The following is a 24310-nucleotide window of genomic DNA, read 5'->3' on the forward strand; positions in this document are numbered from 1 at the left end:
TCATGTCTGACTCGATACTTTACCAAGTGGATCCCAACGGGGTGGCTACGGTCACCCTGAATCGACCGGAGAAACACAATGCCTTTGATGACCAGTTGATTAGTGAACTCACTGAGTTATTCCAGAAAATAGCTAATACCCCGGATATTCGCGTGATGATTCTGGCCGCCAACGGCAAAAGCTTTTGTGCCGGAGCCGATCTGAACTGGATGAAACGCATGGCCAGTTACAACTATGATGAAAATTTGGCCGATGCGAATAAACTCGCACTAATGCTGCACACATTAAACACCCTGCCTCAAGCTACTATCGCCCGTGTTCAGGGCGCAGCTTATGGCGGTGCCGTAGGATTAATCGCCTGTTGTGATATGGCAGTAGCGACCAAAATGAGTCAATTCTGTTTAAGCGAAGTCAAACTGGGTCTGGTTCCGGCCACCATCAGCCCTTATGTGATAGAAGCCATTGGAGCCCGCTCGGCCAGACGCTATTTTAATACTGCCGAGCTGTTTAGCGCTCGTCGTGCCCGTCGCTTAGGCTTAATTAGCGAATCAGTCACCGAAGAAGAGCTGGATGATACGCTTAATGCTTTGGTTAAAGCTATTTTGGCCAATGGTCCTAAAGCCGTCGCGACGTCTAAAAAACTGATCAGCCAGGTAGCCAACCACCCTATCGACCAAAATCTTATCGATATGACCAGCCGGACTATTGCGGCAATTCGCGTATCTGAAGAAGGTCAGGAAGGATTGAATGCCTTTCTGCAAAAACGCCGCCCTAACTGGCGTGGAGAACAATAATGCTGACTAAATTATTGATTGCTAATCGTGGCGAAATCGCCTGCCGTATCATTAAAACTGCCCGTAAAATGGGCATTAGTACCGTTGCGGTGTATTCCGATGCAGATATAAACGCCTTGCACGTGCAACTGGCTGATGAAGCAGTGCATATTGGCGCCGCGCCTTCCAAGGACAGTTACCTGCAAGCCCAAAAGGTCATTGATGCGGCCTTACAAACCGGCGCCGATGCCGTGCATCCCGGTTACGGTTTCTTATCTGAAAATGCCAAATTTGCCAGTTTATGTGCCGACAATAATATTGTATTTGTCGGTCCCCCAGTCGGCGCCATTGAAGCCATGGGATCCAAATCAGCAGCAAAAAATATTATGCAACAAGCCGGGGTGCCACTGGTCCCCGGTTATCACGGCGACGATCAATCTGAAGCTATTTTAAAACAGCATTCCGATCAGATGGGTTATCCGGTTTTACTCAAAGCCGCCGCCGGTGGTGGCGGTAAAGGTATGCGTCAGGTCTGGAAAGCCGAAGAGTTTAGCGAGGCACTGGCGGCCGCCAAGCGGGAGGCCCAATCCAGTTTTGGTGACGATCTGATGTTGGTGGAAAAATACTTAACCCAACCGCGCCACGTAGAAATTCAGGTATTTTGTGATACCCAAGGCAATGGTGTGTATCTGTTTGAACGGGATTGTTCGGTACAACGTCGTCACCAAAAAGTGATTGAAGAAGCCCCTGCTCCCGGGTTAAGTGAACAAATACGCCAGCAAATGGGCGAAGCGGCACTGCAAGCCGCTGAAGCCATCGGTTATGTGGGAGCCGGTACGGTCGAATTCTTGTTTGATGCCGATGGCAGTTTCTATTTTATGGAAATGAACACCCGTTTGCAGGTGGAACATCCGGTCACCGAAATGATTAGCGGTCAGGATCTGGTGGAATGGCAACTGCGGGTTGCCGCTGGCGAACCGCTGCCCTTGCAACAATCCGAACTGAAAATTAACGGCCATGCCTTTGAAGCGCGTATTTATGCCGAAGACCCCGACAATGACTTTTTACCAGCCACAGGATTATTAAGCTATCACCAGCCACCACAGGAATCAGCCCACGTTCGGGTGGATACCGGGGTGCGTCAGGGCGACCAGGTATCGGTGTATTATGATCCGATGATTGCCAAACTGGTGGTCTGGGATGAAGATCGCAACAAAGCTCTGCAACGTTTATCCCAGGCCTTGGTGGAATACCGCATTAAAGGTGTTACCACCAATATCAACTTTTTATACAACCTGAGTAACACCCACGCCTTTCAGCAAGCTGACTTGGATACCGGTTTTATTGAAAAAAACCATCAACAGATTTTTCAGGATTCCAGTCAGGATATTCAGGCTGCATTGCCATTAGCCACCTTATATTTGTTGTTACAACAGGAACAGCAAGCCCAATTAACCAGCGACGGTTGCGCTGATCGTTACTCACCATGGAATAGCCATTCGGCCTGGCGCGCTAATGAAGTGCATAAACAAGTCTTTGAGCTGGCGCTGTACCAACAGCATTATCCGGTGTCGATACAACAAATAGGGCGTGGCGATGACCGTTATTTCCTGATCGACAGTGGTCAACGTCAGGTCACGGCCAGTGGTTCATTGCATAACAACACCCTGATCGCAGTGGTCGATGGCCATCGTATCAGCGCCAGCGTGCATCAGGATAATCACGACTATTCCATCTTTGGCCGTGAACATGCGCTGCATTTTAGCCATGTTCAACCGGATTTTGGCTTACAGGATAGTAATGACCATCCACAAGGATTCAGCGCCCCGATGAATGGCACGGTGGTCGCGCTACTGGTTAATGCGGGTGACAAAGTGGAAAAAGATCAGCCGTTACTGATTATGGAAGCGATGAAAATGGAACACAGCATCAAAGCACCGGCAGCCGGTACGGTAACTGAGTTTTTCTTTCAAGCCGGTGAACTGGTAGACGGTGGTGCCGAATTGCTTAGCTTTGAGGCCGACACAGGGGAGTAATAATAACCATGAATTACCCAAGCACAGTCAAAATGGTCGAAGTTGGCCCCCGTGACGGACTGCAAAATGAAAAGGCACTGATTGACCTGAAACACAAAGTCGCGCTGGTAGAACAGCTGGCCGACGCGGGTTTAGGTATGGTAGAAACCGGCAGTTTTGTATCACCCAAATGGGTACCACAAATGGCCGACAGTAGCGCAGTGTTTGCCAATATCATGCGCAAAAACGGCGTCACTTATTCGGCGTTAACTCCGAATTTACAGGGGTTTGAAGCCGCCATGGCTGCAGGTGCCGATGAGGTAGCCATTTTTGGTGCCGCGTCGGAAAGTTTTACCCAAAAAAACATTAATTGTTCAATAGCCGACAGTATTGAACGATTTGCCCCCGTGCTGGCGGCGGCCAAAGTGCAGAACATCAAAGTACGTGGTTATGTTAGCTGCGTATTAGGCTGCCCTTACGAGGGCGAGATTGCCCCGCAAAAAGTCGCCGAAGTCAGTCAAGCCCTGCTGGATATGGGCTGCTATGAAATTTCCTTAGGCGATACCATTGGTGTCGGCACCCCGCTAAAAAACGAAGCCATGTTAAGTGCTGTAATCAAAGTGGTGCCAATTGAAAAACTGGCAGTACACTTTCATGATACCTACGGACAGGCATTAGCGAATATTCTCAAAGCACTGGAAATGGGTATCGCGGTAATCGATAGTGCAGTCGCTGGTTTGGGCGGTTGCCCTTATGCCAAAGGCGCCTCCGGTAATGTGGCCAGCGAAGACGTGCTGTATATGCTCAACGGCATGGGAATCGAGACTGGCGTGGATCTGGACAAGTTAATCGCCGCTGGTGATGCCATTACCCAAGCACTGGGTAAAACTAACCAGTCAAAAGTGGCTAAAGCGATGTTAGCCGCAGGCTGATTAATTTAATTGGCTTCGCCAACCGCCATCCCTGAGCTTTTTTCGTGCCGCATCCATGCGGCCCAACCCCCTTTTGAAGCACCAAAAGAGGGGGAAAGTTAGAGTCGCTAGGTAAAACAAGGACAGCCAGAGGCCAAATCAATTACGTATTGGTTTAAGAAAAGACAAAATCTAAATAACGTCATGCTTTCGAACAGCTCACAACCACTGTACAAATAAATACTGATTATTTGACCAGTCATTAATAAAATTATATTGTTTAATATGTGGTCAACTTTTTGATCACTAAAACACTTAACTTTGAGGATTTAAAAATGGCTGTTAAACATACTCCTACTGGTATCGTTCATTCTGGTACTAAAGGTGGCCACACAGGTTGTGGCGTAGATACAAAAGCTCATTCAAGCCACTGGGTTTCTTCGTCAGAAAAAATCACTTGTGACAAGAATGGATGTAAAAATTAAAGTTTTTGAAGGTATGCTTGCCTGTATGTTTTTAAAAAGATGTTTGCAGGTAAGCATAATAAGACAGCGTTGCACAGCCAGCTTGCTAGCATGGGAAAACTACTTGCTGCAAATTCATTGCAACGCAATTGTAATTTACCTAAATTGAATCGTTATAGGTCGATGGAATCATATGTCTGGGCATGATATTGGGATAAATTTTAATATTTCCGAGCTGCTAGCTGCTGTACAAACTTACTTAGTGCATGAAAAGCCTATCTTAGATAGGTTAAACATTTCCCTACAAGCCATCGCTAAACGAAAAAAATATTGTCAATACCACTTTTCCCTTTTTCAAGAGAGCACATCCTCGGTAGCATTACTTAAAGACAGGCTTGAACAGGTGTCTTATGAAGAATTGTCTGTGAGGGACGTATACGAAGCTAATTCAATCGCATTTTTGCAAAGTTTACATGCCATGATTGATTCATTTCCATACACATTAAATTTAATCTATCAAAAATTTAATGATGTCGATTCAAGGCAGGTTGGCTGGAACAAGGAATTCATTAAGCACTATAAACGTTATAATTTTTTCTCGTATTTACAGGCTCTTTTTGAGAATGAAACCTTTTGCCAGCTTAAAGGATATTCAAACCATGGAAAACATAAATACCCTATTCGAATAAAAAATACATTTAAAGAGCTAATATTTGAAGATTTCACGTTCGAGTACGGAGGTATGAAAGTTTTCGCCAGTAAATTAAAAGTCGAAAGCTTTATGACAGAGTGTCATGATAGGTTGATTCCAAAGTTTTTCTATCTTATCAAGATGGTTCAAGAAGATGTAATAACTTCATAAATAAAAGAACCATATGAAGCTGAAGCTAGAATTGATTCAATTGAATCGGGAACCTAAAAACAGTACCTGCCTCTGAAGTATTTCGGAAATATATCAAAAAACGTTGAGTTTCCAGTTTTGGCTCATTATGAATACTTTGGCGTTATAACGTTGTAACGCTATAATGTTATTTGATAATTCATCTGGAGCTGACTATGAGTACTCTTTCTAAACGCTCAACGGTGTATTTTGAGCCAGCAATACACAACGCACTAAAACTTAAAGCAGCGGCTTCTGATTCGTCAGTTTCTGAATTAATTGATGAAGCAGTGCGTTTAATGATGCGTGAAGATCAGGAAGATCTGGCGGCTATCAGGCAAAGGGTAGATGAGCCAGAAATCAGTTATGAAACGCTTATAAATAGTTTACAAGCTGATGGCAAAATATAAAATCACGTTCAAAAAGTCTGTAAGTAAAGACCTCAAGTCTGTACCAAAAGCTGATATCAAAAAGATTCTATTCAAGATTGATAGCCTCGCTGACAACCCAAGATGTGAAGGCGCTGTAAAACTAAGTGGCCAAGATCTGCACCGTATTCGCCAAGGGCTTTACCGGATTATCTACGAGATCAGAGATAACGAATTAATTGTACAGGTTATAAAAATTGGACACCGATCCGCTTAATGAAAACAATCAATCGTAAAACCCAACCCCTATTCAAAGTGGCCTTATTCTGGGGTGCTTTTTGGCTAGTGCTGTTTATCTTCAGGGCTTTATCCGTCCCTTTTTTAAAGGAATGGATGAGTTTACTGGTGGCGTCGGTGATTGCGGGTTTGTCCTTTATATTAGCCGCGCTGTTAGTTAAAAAAGAGCGCAAGTCACTGGCTGATATTGGCTTGGGCTGGAACGCGAAATCCGTTGCCAAATTTATGATTGGAACACTGTGCGGCATGTTGGTGATGGCGATAATGCTTTTTATCATACTTGGATTTAGCGCTATTTCTATCGAGCTTGCCCCTGCCCCTGATTACTGGAATGCTATCGGTTATTCGGCGCTGGTGTTATTTGCACTGGCCGCTATGGAAGAAATCGCTTTTAGAACCTACCCCTTATTTCGCTTATCCGAGGTTTTCGGGGTTCGCACTGCAATTTACATCACTTCCCTATTTTTTGCGTTGTATCACGGATTAAGCCCGATGAACCTGTTGGGTCCGGGCGTGTGGGGTTTGTTTTTTGCTATTTCTGCCATTGCATTTAAAGGCATCGCGGTACCACTTGGACTGCATTTCGGGTTAAATTGGCTGCAAAGTTTTGTTGGCATGAAACTGCAATACGCCAGTTCAATCTGGAGCATAGCGCCGGGAGAGGATAATGGTTTACTCTCCACTGAAACGCTCGGACTGGGATTACAACTTTTTCTGCTGGTACTTGGCGTGGTGGTGATTGAAATTTATCTTAGAAAGACGTCAAAAACCGGTCAGTCATCTTTATAATCGTGCAAACTATCCAATATCAGGTAAACAATTAATGACGTATATAAACAAACTGAGTGTGGTTATTTTAGTCTCCGCCATTATGACGGGATGTGCTTCAACTTCCGGTGAATGCACTAAACCGGGGGCCGCGCTTAATCAAGTTAAGGAGCAGGTTTTCTTTATTCAAAATGCCAAAAAGGATGGGGTAATAAAGTCCCCTCATGGTTACCAATACAAAATACTGCAACGTGGTAACGGCAAACTCCATCCAGATTCCGGCGATACGGTCATCGCCAATTATGTGACCCGCCGATTGGATGGGACGGTAATCGACAGTGGTTACAGTGCAGCACTGCCGGTTTCCAAGGTGATAGACGGCTGGAAACTGGCGTTGAGTGAAATGGTGGTTGGTGATGCATGGACGTTATATATTCCCGCTAAGTTAGCTTACGGCTGCAAAGCCCAACCTCAGCAATTCGGCTACGATGAAGCATTAATGTTTGATTTGGAACTGTTGAAAATCCAGTAACTTGTTAGTGGTCATTTAGCACGATAAGCTAGCGCTTTAACGTTAGTATAAAATCTAGCATAGTCGAACAGCTGTGTTTGCAATTTCCTAATCCTATAGGTTTTCCGATGAAAAAGTTACTTATATGCCTGATAGCACTTAGTTTTCAAACCCTCGCGGTTGAAGGCATCACACCTGATTTCAAGATTATTCAAAAACCCATTTTGTTCGATCAGCAACGCAAAGAACTCACACTAGAGTACATGCAGGAGCATTACGGTATTATTCAGGATGAACCGACCATCAACCCCACCATGGTGACGGTGCACTGGACGGTGATTCCTACCTTTGAAAAAACCATTAACGCCTTTAATACCGCTACATTGCCAGCAGCTCGCAGCAAAATCAGTACAGCGGGAGCGTTGAATGTCTCCAGTCAGTTTGTGATAGATCGCGATGGCACCATTTACCAGTTAATGCCGGAAACTACCATGGCCCGTCATGTTATCGGTTTAAATTATACCGCTATTGGAATCGAGAATATTGCTGACGGTAACAGCTTGCCCATGACCGACGCACAGCTGGAAGCGAATACAAAACTGATTAAATATCTGGCCAAGAAGTACCCTATTGATTATGTCTTTGGGCATAGCGAGTATCAGCGCTTTAAGGGCACACCGCTATGGAAGGAAAAAGACGATAATTACCTGACCGAAAAGGACGATCCGGATGCCGCGTTTATGCAAAAGTTGCGTAGCCGTTTAACTCACCTGAACCTTAAGCCCTTGCCCAATTAACGCTGAGCCAAATCAACCATCGCGGGTTAAGACTTCGATCAATTCAATTTCAAAGATCAGATTGCTATTCGGCGGGATCATGGTGCCAATTTGACGCTCGCCGTAGGCCAGTTCGGCCGGCACCCAAAGTTTGCGTTTGCCGCCCACTTTCATACCGTTTAGCCCCAGGATCCAGCCTTGAATTACCCGCTTTTGACTTAATACCACCTGAAATGGCTGACCTTTGGTATAGGATGAGTCGAACTCGCTACCATCGTCCAGCCAGCCACGATAATGGGCAGTAATCAACGCACCACGTTCGGCGGCTTTTCCGGTTCCTTCAACTATATCTTCAATTTTAACCTGTTGGTGCATTGACCTATTCTCGAATCGTTAACTTGTGGTTATGGTCACCAAAAGCACGCAGCCATGCAATCTAAAATTCACTTTCCACCCTGAAACCGAGTGGTTAACGGTTGAAGATTGTCTGCATAGTTTTTCCATTGTTCCAGAGCCGAGGTATAAATCGGTTGGCGAACCTGCTCAGAGCTGGGGGTTTTGATATTGCGTTTGGTCTGATGAAAATCGACACAGCTTTGTTCAAAGGGCAACCCACAAAAATCCAGCATACGGCGCACCTGACCTTCCAGATCATTTACCACATCTTCATGTTGCACCCGCAATACAAAGCCGGGTAAAACATTATCCCAGTGATCCATTAATTTGACATAAGACTGATAATAACGGGCGATGTCATCCAGGTCATAGCTGAAATCCTGCCCTTCACCAAACAATTGCTTAAAGCCGCTAAAACAACAGGACATCGGATGGCGGCGGGCGTCAATGATTTTAGCCTTGGGCAATATCAGTTTAATCAAACCAATATGCATAAAATTATTCGGCATTTTATCGATAAAAAAAGCAGCGCCGTCACGGTAAACTTGGGTATCGTCGATAAACTGCTGACCAAAGCGTTTAAAATAACTGTCGTCCAACTCCCATAAGTTGGCCGGATAACGCGCTTCTTCAGCAACCACTCTGCCACACAATCGCATGGCCAACCCCAGAATATTATGTAATTCCATGGTGCCGTCCACCATTGAATGGGAAGCCAGTATTTGTTCCAGCAAGGTCGATCCGGCACGGGGTAGACCGACGATAAAAATAGGTGCCAGATCGTCTAACCCTAAATGGCCGCGTTGCTGAAATAACTCTGCCGTGCAGTGCTGAATTTGTGCATCTATTTGCGCATCGGTTTTATCAGCAGAATACCCCGACTGCTGGCGTTTAAGCTGATTACCTCGTTGATAATAATCAAAAGACAACCCATATTCCTGCCTATCTTCGTATGCTTTACCAGCGGCAAAACACAAATGAATGCGATCTTCGGATTCGGTTTGCGGATCCGCTTCAAATTGTCTCATTTGAGTGAGTTCTGCATCACTAAAACGGTAGGTTTTGGTATTGGCTAAACTCCAGTATGCATCGCCCAAAGCGGGCTTAATCTGATAAGCCCGTTGATAAGCCTGGACAGCCAGATCTAACTGACCATTGGCTTTATAGGCATGTCCCAGTTGAATTTGCAGCCCTGCCCGTTGCGGATCGTGCTTCAATACCTGATTAAAAAGCTCAATACCAGCTTGTGTGTTGCCTAATCCCACCTGAACATTGCCCATCGCCATCTGATATGCAGGGTTATCTGGTTGGTTGTGCAACAAAATCTCGACCTGTGCTAAAGCGGGTTTAAATTTGCCTAAACGCAACAATAACCCAAGGTACTCACTGCGAGCTCGATGATGATCCGGCGCAAGTTCAACACAGCTTTCCAGCAAAAATTCGGCATCGTCATATACACGCAAACGAATACCAATTTCAGCCAATAAACACATACCTTCGATGTGATGTTTATTTTGTTGCAAGAATTGGCGACAAAGTTGATCGGCTTTATGCAACTTTCCTTCATGCATCAGATCCTGCGCCCCCAGCAATAGCGCAGGTAATTGTTGTAAAAACTGATATTGCTGCATTGCTTGCAAAGATGACTCAGTTTGACCCTGCTGTTGCTCAAGCTGAGCCAATTGTTGCCAACTGGCGAGTAAAGCCGGGTTTAATTGGGTGGCCCAGCGAAAAGACTGGATAGCGCGATCAGCCTGTTGCAGCCCAAGATGTATATAACCCATTTCCTGATAGGCACGGGCATGCCCTCCATTCTTGGCAAGTAACTGTTTTATTGTTTTGAGTGCTGCCGCAAGTTGTTGATCATAGCGCTGGGCAACGCCCAGTAGATACAATAGCTGCTGAGTTTCACTGTCAGTGACTTCCTGTTGAAGCATTTGCTGGGCAGAATCGATTGCGGCGGAAAAGTTGGCTTGTTGAATTTGTTGCTGAATCCCGTGCAGACGTGCCTGACAATCTCCGTTCTGCTGTTGAGTCGATTTCTGTTCATCCTTCAAATCTACATTTCTCCAAAACTGTACCAGGGTCTGTCGACCTTCATTGTCAATAAAAAAGGCAAGCCCCTAACAGCTTGCCTTTATTTTTAAGGGCTGACAAGCCCATTCATTATGCGGATTTAATACATATCGTAAGAGAAACGCATGCCGATAGTACGAGGACGGCTGCTCACTACTTTAGGGGTGAACTGCTGCGTATCAATATACTGATCACCACGTTCATCGGTGATGTTATCGATATACAGTTCCGCTTTCCATTGATCGGTTCTGACCCCGAATGCAATATTCGCGACGGTGTAGCCTTCTTGTACATAACGTCCACCGGCAAAGGTATTACCAGCTTCATCTGTGTAACTAACTCCATCAAAGGTCGCCGCTTCCTGCTGTATCTTCAGACCGCTGCCGGTACCGTAAATTAAGCGCGTTGCATCTTCCATAACATAAGCATCCATGGTCATGCCGACCAGACGATCTCCGGTATAGTTAATCGCACCGTTAACATAGCCTTCCCAGCCGTTTTCCAACATATAGAAATAACTGGCTTGTAAATTTCCGGAAAATTTAGCCGAAAATGGTAAACGGCTGCCTTCCGGTGGTGCAATCCCCTGTAACTCCGTATTAATTTCCGTCAATTCGGTATCCAGCCAGCTCATGGCGCCGCTAATCACCAAATTATCAGTGGCATACCACTGGAAGTCCGCGTCAAGACCTTTGATTTCAGCGGTTCCAACATTATCAGTAAATACCAAAAAGCTAATATTGGTGGGATCAAAACGGGAGGTTTGCAGATCGGTGATTTCCGAGTAATACGCAGTCGCATTAATTCTTAATGTCTGCTCCAGGAAATCCCCTTTTATGCCCAATTCATAGTTATCCAGTGTGTCTGTCGTGGAATAAACCGGAATACGGAAATTGGCAAATGCACCTTCGGGTTTAGCTGCCGCTCCACCACCAACACGGTTGGTCACTGGCGGGCGGAATCCTTCAGAATACGTGGCAAAGAGCAATACGTCTTCACTCATCTTCCAGTCCACTGACGCCTTGTAAATGACATCATCGACACTAACGGTACCGTTATCATCCAGCAAACTGATATCTAACTGGCCACTATCAATCGCATCAATATATCCCTGCGCATCGTCTCCGAAAAAGTCGACTAGCGCCTGATCACTACCATCACCAAAGGCGCGCAAACGACCACTGACATCCACGGTTGAAGTGGAGCCTTTATAGGTATCATCAATTTGATACCAACGTGCTCCCAATGTCAGAGTGACGGTATCGGTCAGATCATATTCCCCCTGACCAAACACAGCAATCTGCTCTATGGTATGAGTAATATCATTGATAAAACCAACTTCCGAGGGGAACGGTCCTCCGTCACTATTAATTCCCTCACTGCCCACCAGAGTGCGCGCCATATTGGGGAATAAATCCGTATTGGGGATTTTGAAAGAGCCAATTGTAGACAGGTCCTGATCATCATAGAACACCCCTGCCGTTAGTCTCCAGCGGTTTTCTACCGGGGTATTAAAGCGCAGCTCATGGGTTACACGGCTGGTATCGGTATCTTCATGATAGAATTTGGTCGGATCCAAACACTTCTGTTCTTCTGCCGGTAAACCGTAATAACTACAGACATAATAGGCAGAGAACAAGCCACCATTGGTGTAACCGGTGTAATCTATCAACGAATTGATTTCACGATCCAGATACCCACCGGTGTATACGACATCCAATTTGGCTAAACGTCCTTCCAATGTCCAGGTAGTCAAACCAAAATCATCTTCATTGGTTTCCGGCTGAAAACGGTTGACGGAGCTTTCACCCTCCAAGTTGGGATCGTAGGCAAACACACCTTCGGTATTCAACGTTTGCTGGGTATGTTGTACCAGTAAATCCCACTCCGGATTTATATGATAAGACGCGCTGAATCGGGCACCAGAATAAATGGCATCATTAATATCATCTTTGACTAACGAATCATTCTTGGGAACCACAATAGGTGTGTTAGCGGGATCGGCAAGGACACCGCCAGAAATACGGCTGATGACCTGAGCACTGCCACGATAGCCGCCATTGTCTGGATCATTAAGAATATTATCAATCCAGCCTCCCTGCCGATCATTGTAGGCTGCAACCCTAAGTGCCAAATCATCGGTGGGCGTTATGTTGAGATAAGCCTCAACGGAATTGCTCATCTCACCGCCCTTGGTGGAGCTGATACTGGTCTTAAACCCTGCCGAAAATCCGGAGTGATCCGGCTTTTTCGTGATCATTCTAATAGTACCCGCCTGAGAGCTGGCACCAAATAAGGTTCCTTGGGGCCCGGGTAACACTTCTACGCGTTGCATATCTGTCGCATAGACATCCAGATTTCGGCCTTGCATGGATACCGGCTGCTCATCTAAATAGAATGCCACCGAGGGCTGCAATGCCTGAACAGTTGATACAGAAATATTGGTTTGTGTGGTCGCCGCACCACGAATATAGACTTCATTTTGACCAGGGCCCGTGCCCTGAAATACCACATTGGGTAAAAACTCGACATACTCATTAAAGTTATCAAGCCCCAGCTTATCCAGCTGCTTGCCATTTAGAGCACTTATGGATACCGGCACGTCCTGAATGGACTCCGACCGTTTTGTTGCAGTGACCTGGATGGTTTCAATTTTACTTTTTCCGCCATCCGGGGCGACATTTTCTTCCGCGGCCATGGCATAACTGCTAGTTGCCATGGCTAATACTATTGCGGAGCTAAGCTTATTTTTATGAAACATAATAGACACCTGTTGTTTGAAGATGATGCTCTCCTGGTAAGTTGGATGCCCTCCATTCATTAGTGAACTACTTTTTTATGGAAATTAATTTCCTACAACAAAATACACTAACAATAGAAAACACCAATTAATTAATGCATTAGTTAGGGTTGCACTATTCCCCCAAACTACTTTGCTACATAAATAATTGTTTGTACACTAATTATTATTAACGTATTAATAGTAGTAGACAGGTTTCATTTTATTTTTAGAGCCAATACAACAGATAGGTGACATAAAAGCGTATGCAATCCTCCGTAGTAAAAACGTCTAAAGCCAAACTCAATCCAGCGGTGTTTTATCCCGCTGCGATGATTATTTTTTTATTGAGTTTATTTGCCGCCTTGTTTCCACATACAGCTAAAAGCCTGTTTGCCACGATTCAGGCCACGATAATTAGCAATGCCAGCTGGTTTTATGTGCTCAGCGTGGCAATCATTCTGGTATCAGTGGTCTATCTGGGTATTTCTCGCTATGGAGAAATTAAATTGGGACCGGACCACTCCACCCCCAAATATAACCAGCTAACCTGGCTATCCATGCTGTTTTCTGCGGGAATGGGGATAGGATTGATGTTTTTTGGGGTCGCGGAGCCAGTCATGCACTTTTTATCCCCGCCGACTGCAGATCCTGCAACTCTTGAAGCCGCCCGTCAGGCCATGTTAATGACATTTTTTCACTGGGGATTACATGCGTGGGGGATCTACGCAGTCGTCGCATTAATGCTGGCATTTTTTGCTTATCGACATAATCTGCCACTCACATTACGCTCTGCACTTTACCCATTAATTGGGGAAAAAATATATGGCCCCATTGGGCATATGGTCGATATTTTTGCCGTAATTGGTACAGTATTTGGTGTCGCAACGTCATTGGGGTTTGGTGCCGCCCAAGTTAATTCAGGCTTACATTATCTGTATAACCTGCCAATCAATATTAATATGCAGATCATGATTGTTATCCTGATTAGCTTAATGGCGGTAGCCTCTGTGGCATCTGGTCTGGATAAAGGAGTAAGACGACTCTCTGAATTAAATATGGTGCTTGCAGCTGCACTGGTTTTATTAATTTTAGCCTTGGGTAGTACGGTATTTTTATTAGAAGCTTTTGTACAAAATACTGGCGCTTATCTGTCAAATTTAGTCAGTAATACCTTTAATTTATTTGCTTATGATAAAACCGACTGGATAGGCGGCTGGACTATTTTCTATTGGGGCTGGTGGCTAGCTTGGGCGCCTTTTGTGGGATTGTTTATTGCTAAAATTTCCCGCGGTCGCACCATTAGAGAATTTATTTTAGGTGTGTTACTCGTACCCACCACCTTTACCTTATTGTGGATGACCGTATTTGGTAATTCGGCTATTGAATTAATTTTTAATCAAGGCTTCACCGAGTTGGGTCAAGCGGTACAAAACGACACTGCCTCCGCGTTATTCCATTTTTTAGAATATTTTCCCATGGCTAGCTTTTTATCCGGTATTGCCATATTGATGGTCATGGTATTTTTTGTCACCTCGGCGGATTCTGGCTCATTAGTTGTCGATATGTTGTGTTCGAACGGTGAAACCAATACTCCGGTTTGGCAGCGCATTTTCTGGGCCTCAATAGCAGGGATTGTCGCCATTGCCCTGATGTTAGCCGATGGTCTGGAAGCCCTGCAAACCATGACTATCGCCAGTGCCCTGCCCTTTACGTTAGTACTAATGTTAGGACTGGTTGGCTTATTTAAAGCACTGCGTATTGACGTATTTAAACGCAACAGTCTCAGCGCAACGAGTGTCGCCCATGGGATGGCGGTAACGACACAAGACTGGCGAAAACGGCTCAATAATATCGTCGATTTCCCTGCCCATAATGCAGTAAAAGAATTTATTCAACATACTGTTCAGGCGGCGTTACGTGATGTTGCCAGCGAACTGGAGAAAAAAGGACTGACCGTTGAGGTCAATATGCCTGACGAGCAAAGCTGTGTATTGCAGGTAATGCATGGTGATGAGATTGATTTTACCTATGGCGTATACTGCCAACAACATCTTCAGCCTGATTATATTAATCCTGATGACAACGCTGATGTAAACTCAAAATATTATCGTGCTGAAGTACATCTGCGAGAAGGTGGTCAAGACTACGATCTGATGGGCTGGTCAAAAATTGAAGTGATCAACGATATTCTGGAGCAATATCAAAAGCACCTGCATTTTTTACATTTATTACGTTGAGTACATTAGCCATCCTGTGCGACACCAAGCATACAGCGAAAAACAAGGCTAATATTCTTCGTTAACTTTAATATTGAGGGACGAATGATCGAAAGATTGATGTTTCGATCTTTCGTTCCTCATATTAACCGCTAAAACTGGTTTTCAGCAGTTGGGTTATCCCTCATTCGCTACTGATTATTCCCAGCCCCTATAACCTTCAACAAGTTGTAATAGCTTAAGTTTTTTGTAACTCAACAGCTTTAAAGTTATGCTGAGGCACATGTTTATTTGTCAATGTAATGAGCCATGAAAGTCCTGTTTATTGGTGGTACCGGCAATATCAGTATGGCAGTTAGCCAAGCCTGTGTTGCACAGGGTCACGAACTGTATTTACTTAATCGCGGACAACGCAAGGTTAACTTGTCCGGTGCACACTTTATCGTCGGGGATATAAACAGCCCTCAAACCCAAACGGAACTGGCAGACTATCAATGGGATGTGGTGGTTAACTGGATTGCCTTCACCCAACAGGATGTCGAACAGGATATTCAGCTCTTTAGTGGGCGCACCAAACAATATGTTTTTATCAGTTCAGCGTCCTGTTACCAGAAACCGGGCACTTCGCCGTTTATTACCGAATCAACGCCACTGTGTAATCCATTTTGGCAATATTCGCGGGATAAAATTGCAGGTGAAGACGCCCTGACAAAAGCGTATCGAGAACAGGGTTTTCCGATGTGTATTGTCCGCCCATCTCTGACTTACGACACGGTAATTCCTGTGCCTTTTGGTGGCTGGACGGAGTTTAATGTGGTCGAACGTTTAAAGCAGGGAAAACCGATTATTGTCCAAGGTGATGGAACTTCGCTGTTTACAATTACCCATGCCAGTGATTTTGCTAAAGGTTTTACCGGTTTATTGGGTCATCCGCAGAGCATTGGTCATGCGTTTCACATTACCAGCGATGAAAGTTTGAGCTGGGATCAAATCAACCTCGCATTGGCCGATGCAGTAGGGGTAACACCTAATCTATTGCATATCCCGTCTGATTTTATTGCCCGAGTTGATCCCGACTATGCCGGTACCTTATTGGGTGACAAATCACATAGCGTGATTTTTGATAACAGCAAAATCAAACAATTTGTACCGGAGTTTTGCGCCACCATTCCCTTTGCCAAAGGAATTAAACAAACCATTGAGTGGTTTAAGCAACAACCGGATCGACAGATAATTAACCCGCACACTGAAGCCAGAATGGAGCGTATTATTCAGGCCTATCAAAAATGCGGTTAATTTTACCTGAATAATGCTGCCAGGAAGCCATAACAATGTTTAGCATCTGGTCTCTCACGCTAGTGGCTGTCGGCTTTTTAGTCATGTTATTTGCCATTGGGTTTTGGGGTGACCGCTTTCATCCCACAACACGACAACGGCCTATTATTTACAGCTTGGCGCTCGGTGTGCACTGCACATCCTGGGCGTTTTACGGCACCACCACCCAATCGGCCACTTATGGCTGGGCGTTTACGCCGACCTATATGGGCAGTATTGCCTTGTTTGTGTTTGGCTATCCGATACTGCAAAAGATTATTCGTTTATGCCAGCAACATAATATTAGTTCAGTAGCCGATTTTATTAGCCATCAATATGGTAAATCTCATTTTATTGCGGCATTTGTTACCCTGATTTGTTTTATTGGGGTACTGCCTTATACCGCATTACAGCTCGATGCAGTGACTGCCAGCGTTAACGTATTGACCACCAATGAAACCCAATGGCCGGGTGGTGTGAGTTTTTATGTGGCGGTATTGATGGCGATATTTGCCATTTTATTTGGAACCCGTAGCTTAAGCCTGACTGAAAAACATCCTGGATTGATGTTGGCAATCGCCTTTGAGTCGATAGTTAAGTTACTGGCGTTTTTGATCATCGGTTTATTTGTCTGTTACTTTCTGTTTGACGGCGTACTGGATTTACTTGGCAAAGCACAACTCCATACCGAATCAAAACAAGTATTATCCAATGCCTCTGCGCCTTGGGTGTATTTAAGCCACATGCTGTTAGGTTTTTGCTCGATGTTCTGCTTGCCTCGCCAATTTCATATCAACTATGTCGAGAATAATGGTGAACAGGAACTGCGCACCGCACGCTGGTTGTTCCCTGTTTATTTGTTAGCGATCAATTTGTTTGTGTTACCCATCGCATTAGGCGGAAAAATATTACTCGCTGATGCCAGTCCAGACAGTTACGTAATGGCTTTACCCATGCTATCCGATAACCCCTGGATGGCAATGACAGTCTTTATTGGTGGATTGTCTGCGGCATCCAGTATGGTCATCGTCGCCACATTAGCGATGGGTATTATGATGGCCAATAACCTGATTACACCATTGTGGCTAAAATGGCGTTTTAGAGCAGATCAACAACAAGTATTAACCAAACACAGTCTGTTAAATATCCGTCGTACTACGGTGTTATTGGTAGTCGGTCTTGCCTATTTGTATTATCAGTATCTAAGTCGTACAGCACCACTGGTTAATAGCGGCATCATTGCCATGGCGTTACTGGCGCAATTAGTCCCCAGTTTATTGTTAGGCATGTACTGGAAGCGAAGCCGCGAGTCTGCTGCTATCAGTGGCATTATTACCGGTTGTGTCTGTTGGTGCGTTTATCTTTTGTGGCCCAGTGTTAAATCTACCTACTATTTTGAAGACATTCCTACTGATCTGGCGTTAAGTCAGGGAGTGTATTTAAGTCTTGCGGTTAATACGCTATGTCACATACTGGTTAGCATACTTGCGTTTACCCGCCCGCAAGATAAGTCGTTTGGCACAGATGAACATCAGCCGCCCCTGCTATCGGCGATTAAAATATCGGCGTTACTGGCCATTACTCAAAAAGTATTCGCTGCTGAACAACAACAAAAATTACAAGACCAAATCAGCCAAGACGATTTGAACGGCTTTGCCAGTGATCAGTTGATTAGCAAAATAGAAATTGAACTAGCCGCTCACGTCGGAACCGCTAGTGCGCGAATTTTGTTATCGGCCATCACCGAGCAACAGCAAGTACCATTAGAACAACTGGTTGGGCTGGTGGAAGAAGCCAGTCAAAGTTATCAGTTTAATCATGAGTTATTGCAATCATCCGTCGAACATATTGATCAGGGGATCAGTGTGGTAGATCGCAACCTCAAGTTACTGGCATGGAACCAGCGTTATATTCAACTATTTAATTATCCTGACGGGTTTATTAGAGCCGGATTACCGATACAGGAACTGCTGCGTTTTAATGCTCAGCGAGGACTATTCGGCACTAATAAAAATGTTGAACAAGAAGTAGAAAAACGCATTGAGTATCTGCAACAAGGTAGCAGCTATAAATATCTGCGCAGCCAGCCTGATGGACGGGTCATTGAACTACAAGGCAATCCCATGCCCGGTGGCGGCTTTGTTACCACTTATAGCGATATGACCGATTACGTAAAAACCCAGCAACAATTGCAAGAGGCCAAAGACCATTTGGAAGTTCGGGTAACTGAGCGCACCGAGCAGTTGCAACGGGTCAATCAGGCATTGGAACTGGCCAAGCAAGATGCCGAAAAAGCCAATGATAGTAAAACCAAATTTTTGGCCGCTGCCGGGCATGATCTCATGCAACCTTTTAATGCCGCCACTTTGTTTGGCAGTATGATTGAGCAACAAAGTGGTGATACGCAAATTAAAACCATGGCCAGTAGCTTGTTGCAATCTCTGAACAATGCTGAGGAACTGCTCGGAATGTTGCTGGATATGACCAAATTGGAATCGGGTGTTCTAACCAGCAATATTCAGCCCTTTCGACTGGATGATATATTACAGCCACTGGTCCGGGAGTTTTCATTGCTGGCACAACAAAAGGGGTTAGCGTTAATTTATGTTAAGACCCAAGTGTATGTGCAATCGGACAAAAAGCTTTTACGTCGGGTGCTGCAAAATTTGCTATCAAATGCCATCCGTTATACCCAGCAGGGCAAAGTGTTAGTTGGTGTCAGACGTTCGAAACAACAGTTACAGGTACAAATATGCGATACCGGGCTCGGTATTGCCAAGCATCAACAACAGGAAATTTTTAACGAGTTCCATCAACTCGACCAGCATAATAGACAAGGCTTGGGACTGGGTTTAACTATTGTGGAGCGGATCTGCACGCTGTTACATCATCCAGTTAAAATTCGTTCGGAATTAGGCCGTGGAACCTGTTTTTCAGTGTGTATGCCTGTCGCGACCACTCCCCCACCACCACAGCAGAGCAAACCCATAGAAATCAGCGAAAAAACCGTATTCCTGCGGCATAAACGGGTATTGATTATCGATAATGAAGCACAAATACTCAACGCTATGAGCCAGTTGTTAAGCCAATGGGGGGCCGACGTACAAACCGCAATGGACTTACCACAAGCGCTCGCACCTGACATTGATATACCCGATTTGATGTTGGTGGATTATCATCTGGATCACAACGAGATCGGCATTGAGGTTGCCCGCACTTTGCAGCAACAATGGCAGAAAACCATTCCGACTATCGTTAATTCTGCCGACTACTCCGATACTATTCGAGAACAGGCAATTGACGCCGGCTTTGCCTTTTTGCATAAACCGGTTAAATCCGGCGCATTAAAACGCTTAATCAAGAAGCTGTTGGAATAACCACGCCAGAATCGCACTAACTGAAAAAGCAGAGTTAATGGATGAAATCTATTTATCAGACAATGTGGCGAGACAGCCTGCCCAGCATTCGCAATAACCAGCTGGCACTGGATGGACTCATTGATGATCCCAAGGACCAACGTTATGGACTGACACTGGTACTTAGGCCTAGTGATAAAATCAAGCAGCAATGCCAGCTATTATTGCAAACATTAAGGCAATTTGAGCCAGAACAATATTATTACCCGGCAGAGGATATCCATATTACGCTGCTTTCAATAATATCTTGCTACGACGGTTTTCAGTTGCAACAAGTTAACCTATCTAACTACATCGAAATCATTAACCAAAGCGTGCAGTGTATTTCTCCCTTTCAACTCGATTTTAAAGGTATTACCACATCCAACGCCGGAGTCATGTTGCAAGGCTTCAACCATCAAGACACCCTCAACCAATGTCGGCAAAACTTACGTCACAACTTAAAACACTCAACATTGCAGCAATCCGTCGACGCTCGCTATATTCTGCAAACTGCGCATTCCACCCTTATGCGTTTTCGTCACCCCCTCAACAATCCTGAGCGATTCATCCAGATTCTACAGGACTACAGAGAGACAGATTTTGGCCGATGTGAAATCGCACAAATAGAGCTCGTGGGAACAGACTGGTATCACCGTAAAAAGCAGGTTACATTGATCAAAACGTTTGATTTACACCACGCATCATTAGGGAACGACTATGAATATTAACGGCAGTTGTCATTGCGGCAATATAAAATATCAGGCTGAAGGTGAATTTGGCGATTTACTTTCCTGTAACTGCTCAATCTGCAGTAAGCGCGGCGCACTGCTGTGGTTTATTCCCCGTCCACAATTAACCATTTCAACTCCGGAACAGGATCTACAGAGCTATACCTTTAACACCCATAAAATAAAACACTATTTTTGTCCTAAATGCGGCTGTGCCCCATTTGGTATTGGCAGTGATGGTAAAGGCAACGAAATGGCAGCCATTAATGCCCGTTGTGCAGATGATGTAGATTTATCGGAATTTAAAATCAATCATTTTGATGGAAAAAGTCTTTAATATATAAATGCTTTATTCCCCCATGATCTGTCGAAATACCACCCCGGCTTGAGTACGATTAATGACCTCAAGCTTGCGTAATATGGCGGAAACGTGCTGCTTAATGGTCGTTTCCTGTACGTTGAGCTCAAAGGCGATTTGTTTATTTAACAAGCCATCGGCCAGCAGTTTTAACACTTTAAATTGATGTGGGGTAAGTTGCTCCAATTTACGCGCAAAACATTTGTCTTGCTCGTTATCCGTGTTGTCAATTAACGGTTTGATATCCTCTGGCAACCATTGTTCACCATCCAGTACTTGTTGCACGGCTTCAGCAATTAAATCCAGTGGTGCCGATTTGGGAATGTAGCCACTGGCACCAAAATCGATCGCTCGTCGAATAATAGCCGGATTTTCCTCAGCCGAAACCATAATCACCAGCACACCGGGAAAGTTATTACGAATGGTAGATAGTCCGGTAAGCCCCTGATTTCCTGGCATATTTAAATCCAGAAAGACCAATTCTATACTGTTGTTGCTTTCAAGCAGTGCTAGCGTATTGGGAAAATCAGCCGCTTCAAGAATATCGCTGCCTAAAACAGATTGAATAGCGTGCTGCATCGCTGCGCGAAACAGGGGATGATCATCAGCAATAATGACGCGAGCAGACATATTTTCTCTGGTAATGGAATGAATTCCGTTACTATCCGGCAAGCGCTGATAATGTTCAAGACTGGATAACATAAAATTAACTCCACCCGACTAACAAAAAAGGCGGCCTAAGCCGCCTCCACACTCACTAGGTTTTAAAACTTATATCCAACGGTTAAGCTAATGGTACGTGGATCACCATAATAGCCAATCAATGTGGTATCCCCACCGGTTCCAGGGCCTGGATTTTCAGTGGAATACGGAGGAGTAGTGACATCAACAAAAGGATAATTACCTACCAAATATTCTTCATCGGTTAGGTTTTTACCATGCAATCCAACGGTCCATTGCCCATCTTCGCTATACCAGTTCACCCCGAAATTAACCAGACCATAACCGTCCTGAGTCAACAAGTTACCTTTCTCCACCAACGAATATTTACTGCGATAGTAATAGTTACCATTGACAATAAAGTCGCCTACAGAGGAACTAATAGTGTAGTTAAAACCAAGGTTACCTGTCGTTTTTGGGGTATTAGTAATACTGAACTGATCGGTAATATCAATCGGTGTGCCATCTGGTGTTACCGATTTAACCTCTTTAAACTTGGAATCGATATAACCCAAAGTGGCATACCACTCAAAATTATCAGTCGCCAATACGGTTAATTCCACTTCAGCACCCGTGGCTTCAGATTTACCCACGTTACCTAAACGTTGATTGTTAATTGCCAAGTTGTCCGGATCAGGTATCAGGGTCACATATTGGCGGTCTTTATGGTCGAGCATAAACAAGGTGGCGTTAAAGCGAACCGTATCGTTCCAGTCACTCTTCATACCAATTTCAAATGAATCAACAATTTCCGGATCCGCCGCCGGCTCATTGGTTGTGGCCCTTGGATTAAATGCACCAGACTTAAATCCCTGAGAATAACTGGCAAATAACATCATGTCGGGACTATATTGATATTCCATGCCTAGTTTAGGCGTAAAACGTGACCAGTCAGCATTATTGTCCAACACCACGTTTTGGCTGGCATTGACTAACGTTTCATCACGAACAAAACCTGGAACCCAACCCGATTCAGGGTACATCGTACCAAAATAAACCGCGTTAAAGACTTGGGCATCTTTCTCTTCTTTGGTGTAACGCGCGCCAGCGGTTAAGGACAACTTATCAGTTAGATCAAAGGAGCCTTGCATATAAACTGCGGTACTTTTGCTATTACTGCAGCCCCCGACTTCACTGGTATAACCCGGTAATCCCAAGGCATTGCCCAAAACATCCAAAATTGCGTCGTACTGACCGCAAGAATCCCCTTTGTAATAGTACAAACCGGACACCAGTTTTACCCCATCGGTCTGATAATTTAGCTGGAATTCCTGGGTAAACTGTTCATCGTCATAAATGGCCGGTACATCAAAAATCCGCAAGGAGGTATTGTCAAAGTCAATATTGGTGGGTGAATACCCTTCACGACTGGACGTGATCGACTTAAACATAAAGTTTTCATTAATATCCCAGTTGACCGTCAGGCTTAAGCCTTCATTTTCAACCTTATTCCAGGTAGGCAAACTGGTGTAGGAATCATAAATACTATCCGGAACCGGTGCATCAGTCAGAATACTGGGTAATAACCGGAAGCCCCCTTTGGAATTGGATTTGTCTTCGGTATTATCATAGTTAAGCCGCATAAACACATCGTCTGACGGACGATATTCCAGGGTCAATCGGTAAGCTTGCAGATCCTTGTTATAGTTTTCACGATCCTGCCCATCCAATGCAGAGGTTAAAAACTTGCCAAAACCATCACGATTTAAATTGGCATAAGCAAAACCCAAGTATAATTTGTCATCCATCAGCGGGATCTGGCCACTTAATTTAACGTCTTTTTGGCCGTAACTGCCTACCGTACCTTTAACTGATAATTCCGTATCACCAGACATGGCTTTAGTGACATATTTAATCGCACCACCAATCGTATTTTTTCCATACAAGGTGCCTTGTGGTCCCCGCAATACTTCGATGCGCTCCACGTTAAGTATATCCAGCACCGCGCCCTGTGGACGCGCCAGATATACATCATCCACGTAAATACCGACACCGGCTTCATAACCCCATAATGGATCTTCCTGTCCTACACCGCGAATAAACGCAGTCAAGGTCGAGTTGGTACCACGACTTTTTTGCAACGTTGTGTTGGGCGACATCTGCTGAATTTCGGTCACATCGCTAATGCCCTTTTCAGTCAGTTCAATTTCTCCAACAGACGTTACGGCAACGGGTACTTCCTGAATGCTTTCTACGGTTTTACGTGCAGTGACTTCAATACGTTCCAGTCCCTTTTTGTCCGCTGACTGCTCTTGTGCCAGCAGGATTGGGCTGGTAAATGCAGTCGTTACTGCTAATGCACATATTGTTTTTGTAAAATTAGGCTTCGTCATGATCTTTCCTCAATACCTGTATTTTGTTGTATTTTTTGGCACTTGTTTTGTACGGTCGGCAAACACATTAACTTATTATTAACAAAAGGTATGCTGTACCATAGTACTATGGTCTTGACCCATTAATATGACGCATTATTGTTTTCACCGGTGAATACCGGAAAGGTCCACGCATTTGTTTAGCTTCGGTCAAAGCGGTATCAACTAGATTAATATTTTCATTATG

Annotated in this window: 19 protein-coding genes; 14 read left to right on the forward strand and 5 right to left on the reverse strand. The window is 44.6% G+C overall.

What is annotated here, in order from left to right; genetic code table 11:
- The first annotated feature begins 2 nt into the window (after positions 1–2).
- The 9 genes from ACTD55_RS02090 (at position 3) to ACTD55_RS02130 (ending at position 7784) form a co-directional block, all read left to right on the forward strand.
- Entirely contained in the window at positions 3–794 is a 792-nt protein-coding gene (locus ACTD55_RS02090; protein ID WP_438862643.1) for an enoyl-CoA hydratase/isomerase family protein, read from the forward strand.
- A complete protein-coding gene (locus ACTD55_RS02095) occupies positions 794–2809 on the forward strand; it encodes an acetyl/propionyl/methylcrotonyl-CoA carboxylase subunit alpha (RefSeq protein ID WP_438862644.1) in 2016 nt (671 codons plus the stop codon). Before ACTD55_RS02090 ends, ACTD55_RS02095 begins: the two co-directional genes overlap by 1 nt.
- Before the next feature lie 8 nt (positions 2810–2817).
- A complete protein-coding gene (locus ACTD55_RS02100) occupies positions 2818–3720 on the forward strand; it encodes a hydroxymethylglutaryl-CoA lyase (RefSeq protein ID WP_438862645.1) in 903 nt (300 codons plus the stop codon).
- Between the two features lie 636 nt (positions 3721–4356).
- A complete protein-coding gene (locus tag ACTD55_RS02105; protein WP_438862646.1) occupies positions 4357–5025 on the forward strand; it encodes a hypothetical protein in 669 nt (222 codons plus the stop codon).
- A 194-nt stretch (positions 5026–5219) separates the two neighbouring features.
- Positions 5220–5453 carry a ribbon-helix-helix domain-containing protein gene (locus ACTD55_RS02110; protein WP_438862647.1) on the forward strand — a complete coding sequence of 78 codons (234 nt, stop codon included), beginning with the start codon at positions 5220–5222 and terminating at the stop codon, positions 5451–5453.
- Positions 5440–5688 (forward strand): type II toxin-antitoxin system RelE family toxin, encoded by a 249-nt coding sequence (locus ACTD55_RS02115; RefSeq protein ID WP_438862648.1) that lies wholly within the window; start codon positions 5440–5442, stop codon positions 5686–5688. The genes ACTD55_RS02110 and ACTD55_RS02115 overlap by 14 nt, the downstream gene beginning before the upstream one ends.
- Positions 5688–6497 carry a lysostaphin resistance A-like protein gene (locus ACTD55_RS02120; protein WP_438862649.1) on the forward strand — a complete coding sequence of 270 codons (810 nt, stop codon included), beginning with the start codon at positions 5688–5690 and terminating at the stop codon, positions 6495–6497. Before ACTD55_RS02115 ends, ACTD55_RS02120 begins: the two co-directional genes overlap by 1 nt.
- A 34-nt stretch (positions 6498–6531) precedes the next feature.
- Entirely contained in the window at positions 6532–7008 is a 477-nt protein-coding gene (locus ACTD55_RS02125; RefSeq protein ID WP_438862650.1) for an FKBP-type peptidyl-prolyl cis-trans isomerase, read from the forward strand.
- 107 nt (positions 7009–7115) lie between these two features.
- Positions 7116–7784: a peptidoglycan recognition protein family protein gene (locus tag ACTD55_RS02130; RefSeq protein ID WP_438862651.1), complete on the forward strand. Its 669-nt coding sequence runs from the start codon at positions 7116–7118 to the stop codon at positions 7782–7784.
- Positions 7785–7796: 12 nt separating this feature from the next.
- Here the strand turns inward: ACTD55_RS02130 and ACTD55_RS02135 are convergent, their stop codons facing one another.
- The 3 genes from ACTD55_RS02135 to ACTD55_RS02145 all read right to left on the reverse strand — a co-directional run bounded on the left by ACTD55_RS02135 (position 7797) and on the right by ACTD55_RS02145 (position 12996).
- Positions 7797–8138 (reverse strand): FKBP-type peptidyl-prolyl cis-trans isomerase, encoded by a 342-nt coding sequence (locus ACTD55_RS02135; protein ID WP_438862652.1) that lies wholly within the window; start codon positions 8136–8138, stop codon positions 7797–7799.
- A 68-nt stretch (positions 8139–8206) separates the two neighbouring features.
- Positions 8207–10216, reverse strand: a complete 2010-nt coding sequence (locus ACTD55_RS02140; protein WP_438862653.1) for a sulfotransferase — start codon at positions 10214–10216, stop codon at positions 8207–8209.
- A 119-nt stretch (positions 10217–10335) separates the two neighbouring features.
- The gene (locus ACTD55_RS02145) at positions 10336–12996 is read right to left on the reverse strand and encodes a TonB-dependent receptor (protein WP_438862654.1); all 2661 of its coding nucleotides are present in this window, start codon (positions 12994–12996) and stop codon (positions 10336–10338) included.
- A 284-nt stretch (positions 12997–13280) separates the two neighbouring features.
- Between ACTD55_RS02145 and betT the strand changes: the two genes are divergently transcribed.
- The 5 genes from betT to ACTD55_RS02170 all read left to right on the forward strand — a co-directional run bounded on the left by betT (position 13281) and on the right by ACTD55_RS02170 (position 21010).
- Entirely contained in the window at positions 13281–15254 is a 1974-nt protein-coding gene (betT, locus tag ACTD55_RS02150) for a choline BCCT transporter BetT (RefSeq protein ID WP_438862655.1), read from the forward strand.
- 288 nt (positions 15255–15542) lie between these two features.
- Positions 15543–16529, forward strand: coding sequence for an NAD-dependent epimerase/dehydratase family protein (locus ACTD55_RS02155; protein ID WP_438862656.1), 987 nt, complete (start codon positions 15543–15545; stop codon positions 16527–16529).
- Between the two features lie 35 nt (positions 16530–16564).
- Positions 16565–19924, forward strand: a complete 3360-nt coding sequence (locus tag ACTD55_RS02160) for a PAS domain-containing hybrid sensor histidine kinase/response regulator (protein WP_438862657.1) — start codon at positions 16565–16567, stop codon at positions 19922–19924.
- Positions 19925–19965: 41 nt separating this feature from the next.
- Complete coding sequence (locus ACTD55_RS02165) at positions 19966–20673, forward strand: 2'-5' RNA ligase family protein (protein ID WP_438862658.1); 708 nt, start codon at positions 19966–19968, stop codon at positions 20671–20673.
- On the forward strand, positions 20663–21010 hold the full coding sequence (locus ACTD55_RS02170) for a GFA family protein (protein ID WP_438862659.1): 348 nt from the start codon (positions 20663–20665) through the stop codon (positions 21008–21010). Before ACTD55_RS02165 ends, ACTD55_RS02170 begins: the two co-directional genes overlap by 11 nt.
- Before the next feature lie 12 nt (positions 21011–21022).
- Here ACTD55_RS02170 and ACTD55_RS02175 read toward each other — a convergent pair whose 3' ends face one another.
- Both ACTD55_RS02175 and ACTD55_RS02180 read right to left on the reverse strand, forming a co-directional pair.
- Positions 21023–21661: a response regulator gene (locus ACTD55_RS02175; protein WP_438862774.1), complete on the reverse strand. Its 639-nt coding sequence runs from the start codon at positions 21659–21661 to the stop codon at positions 21023–21025.
- Between the two features lie 134 nt (positions 21662–21795).
- A complete protein-coding gene (locus ACTD55_RS02180; protein WP_438862660.1) occupies positions 21796–24084 on the reverse strand; it encodes a TonB-dependent receptor in 2289 nt (762 codons plus the stop codon).
- Positions 24085–24310: the final 226 nt, after the last annotated feature.

The organism is Neptunicella sp. (assembly GCF_048268085.1).
GTDB lineage: Bacteria > Pseudomonadota > Gammaproteobacteria > Enterobacterales > Alteromonadaceae > Neptunicella.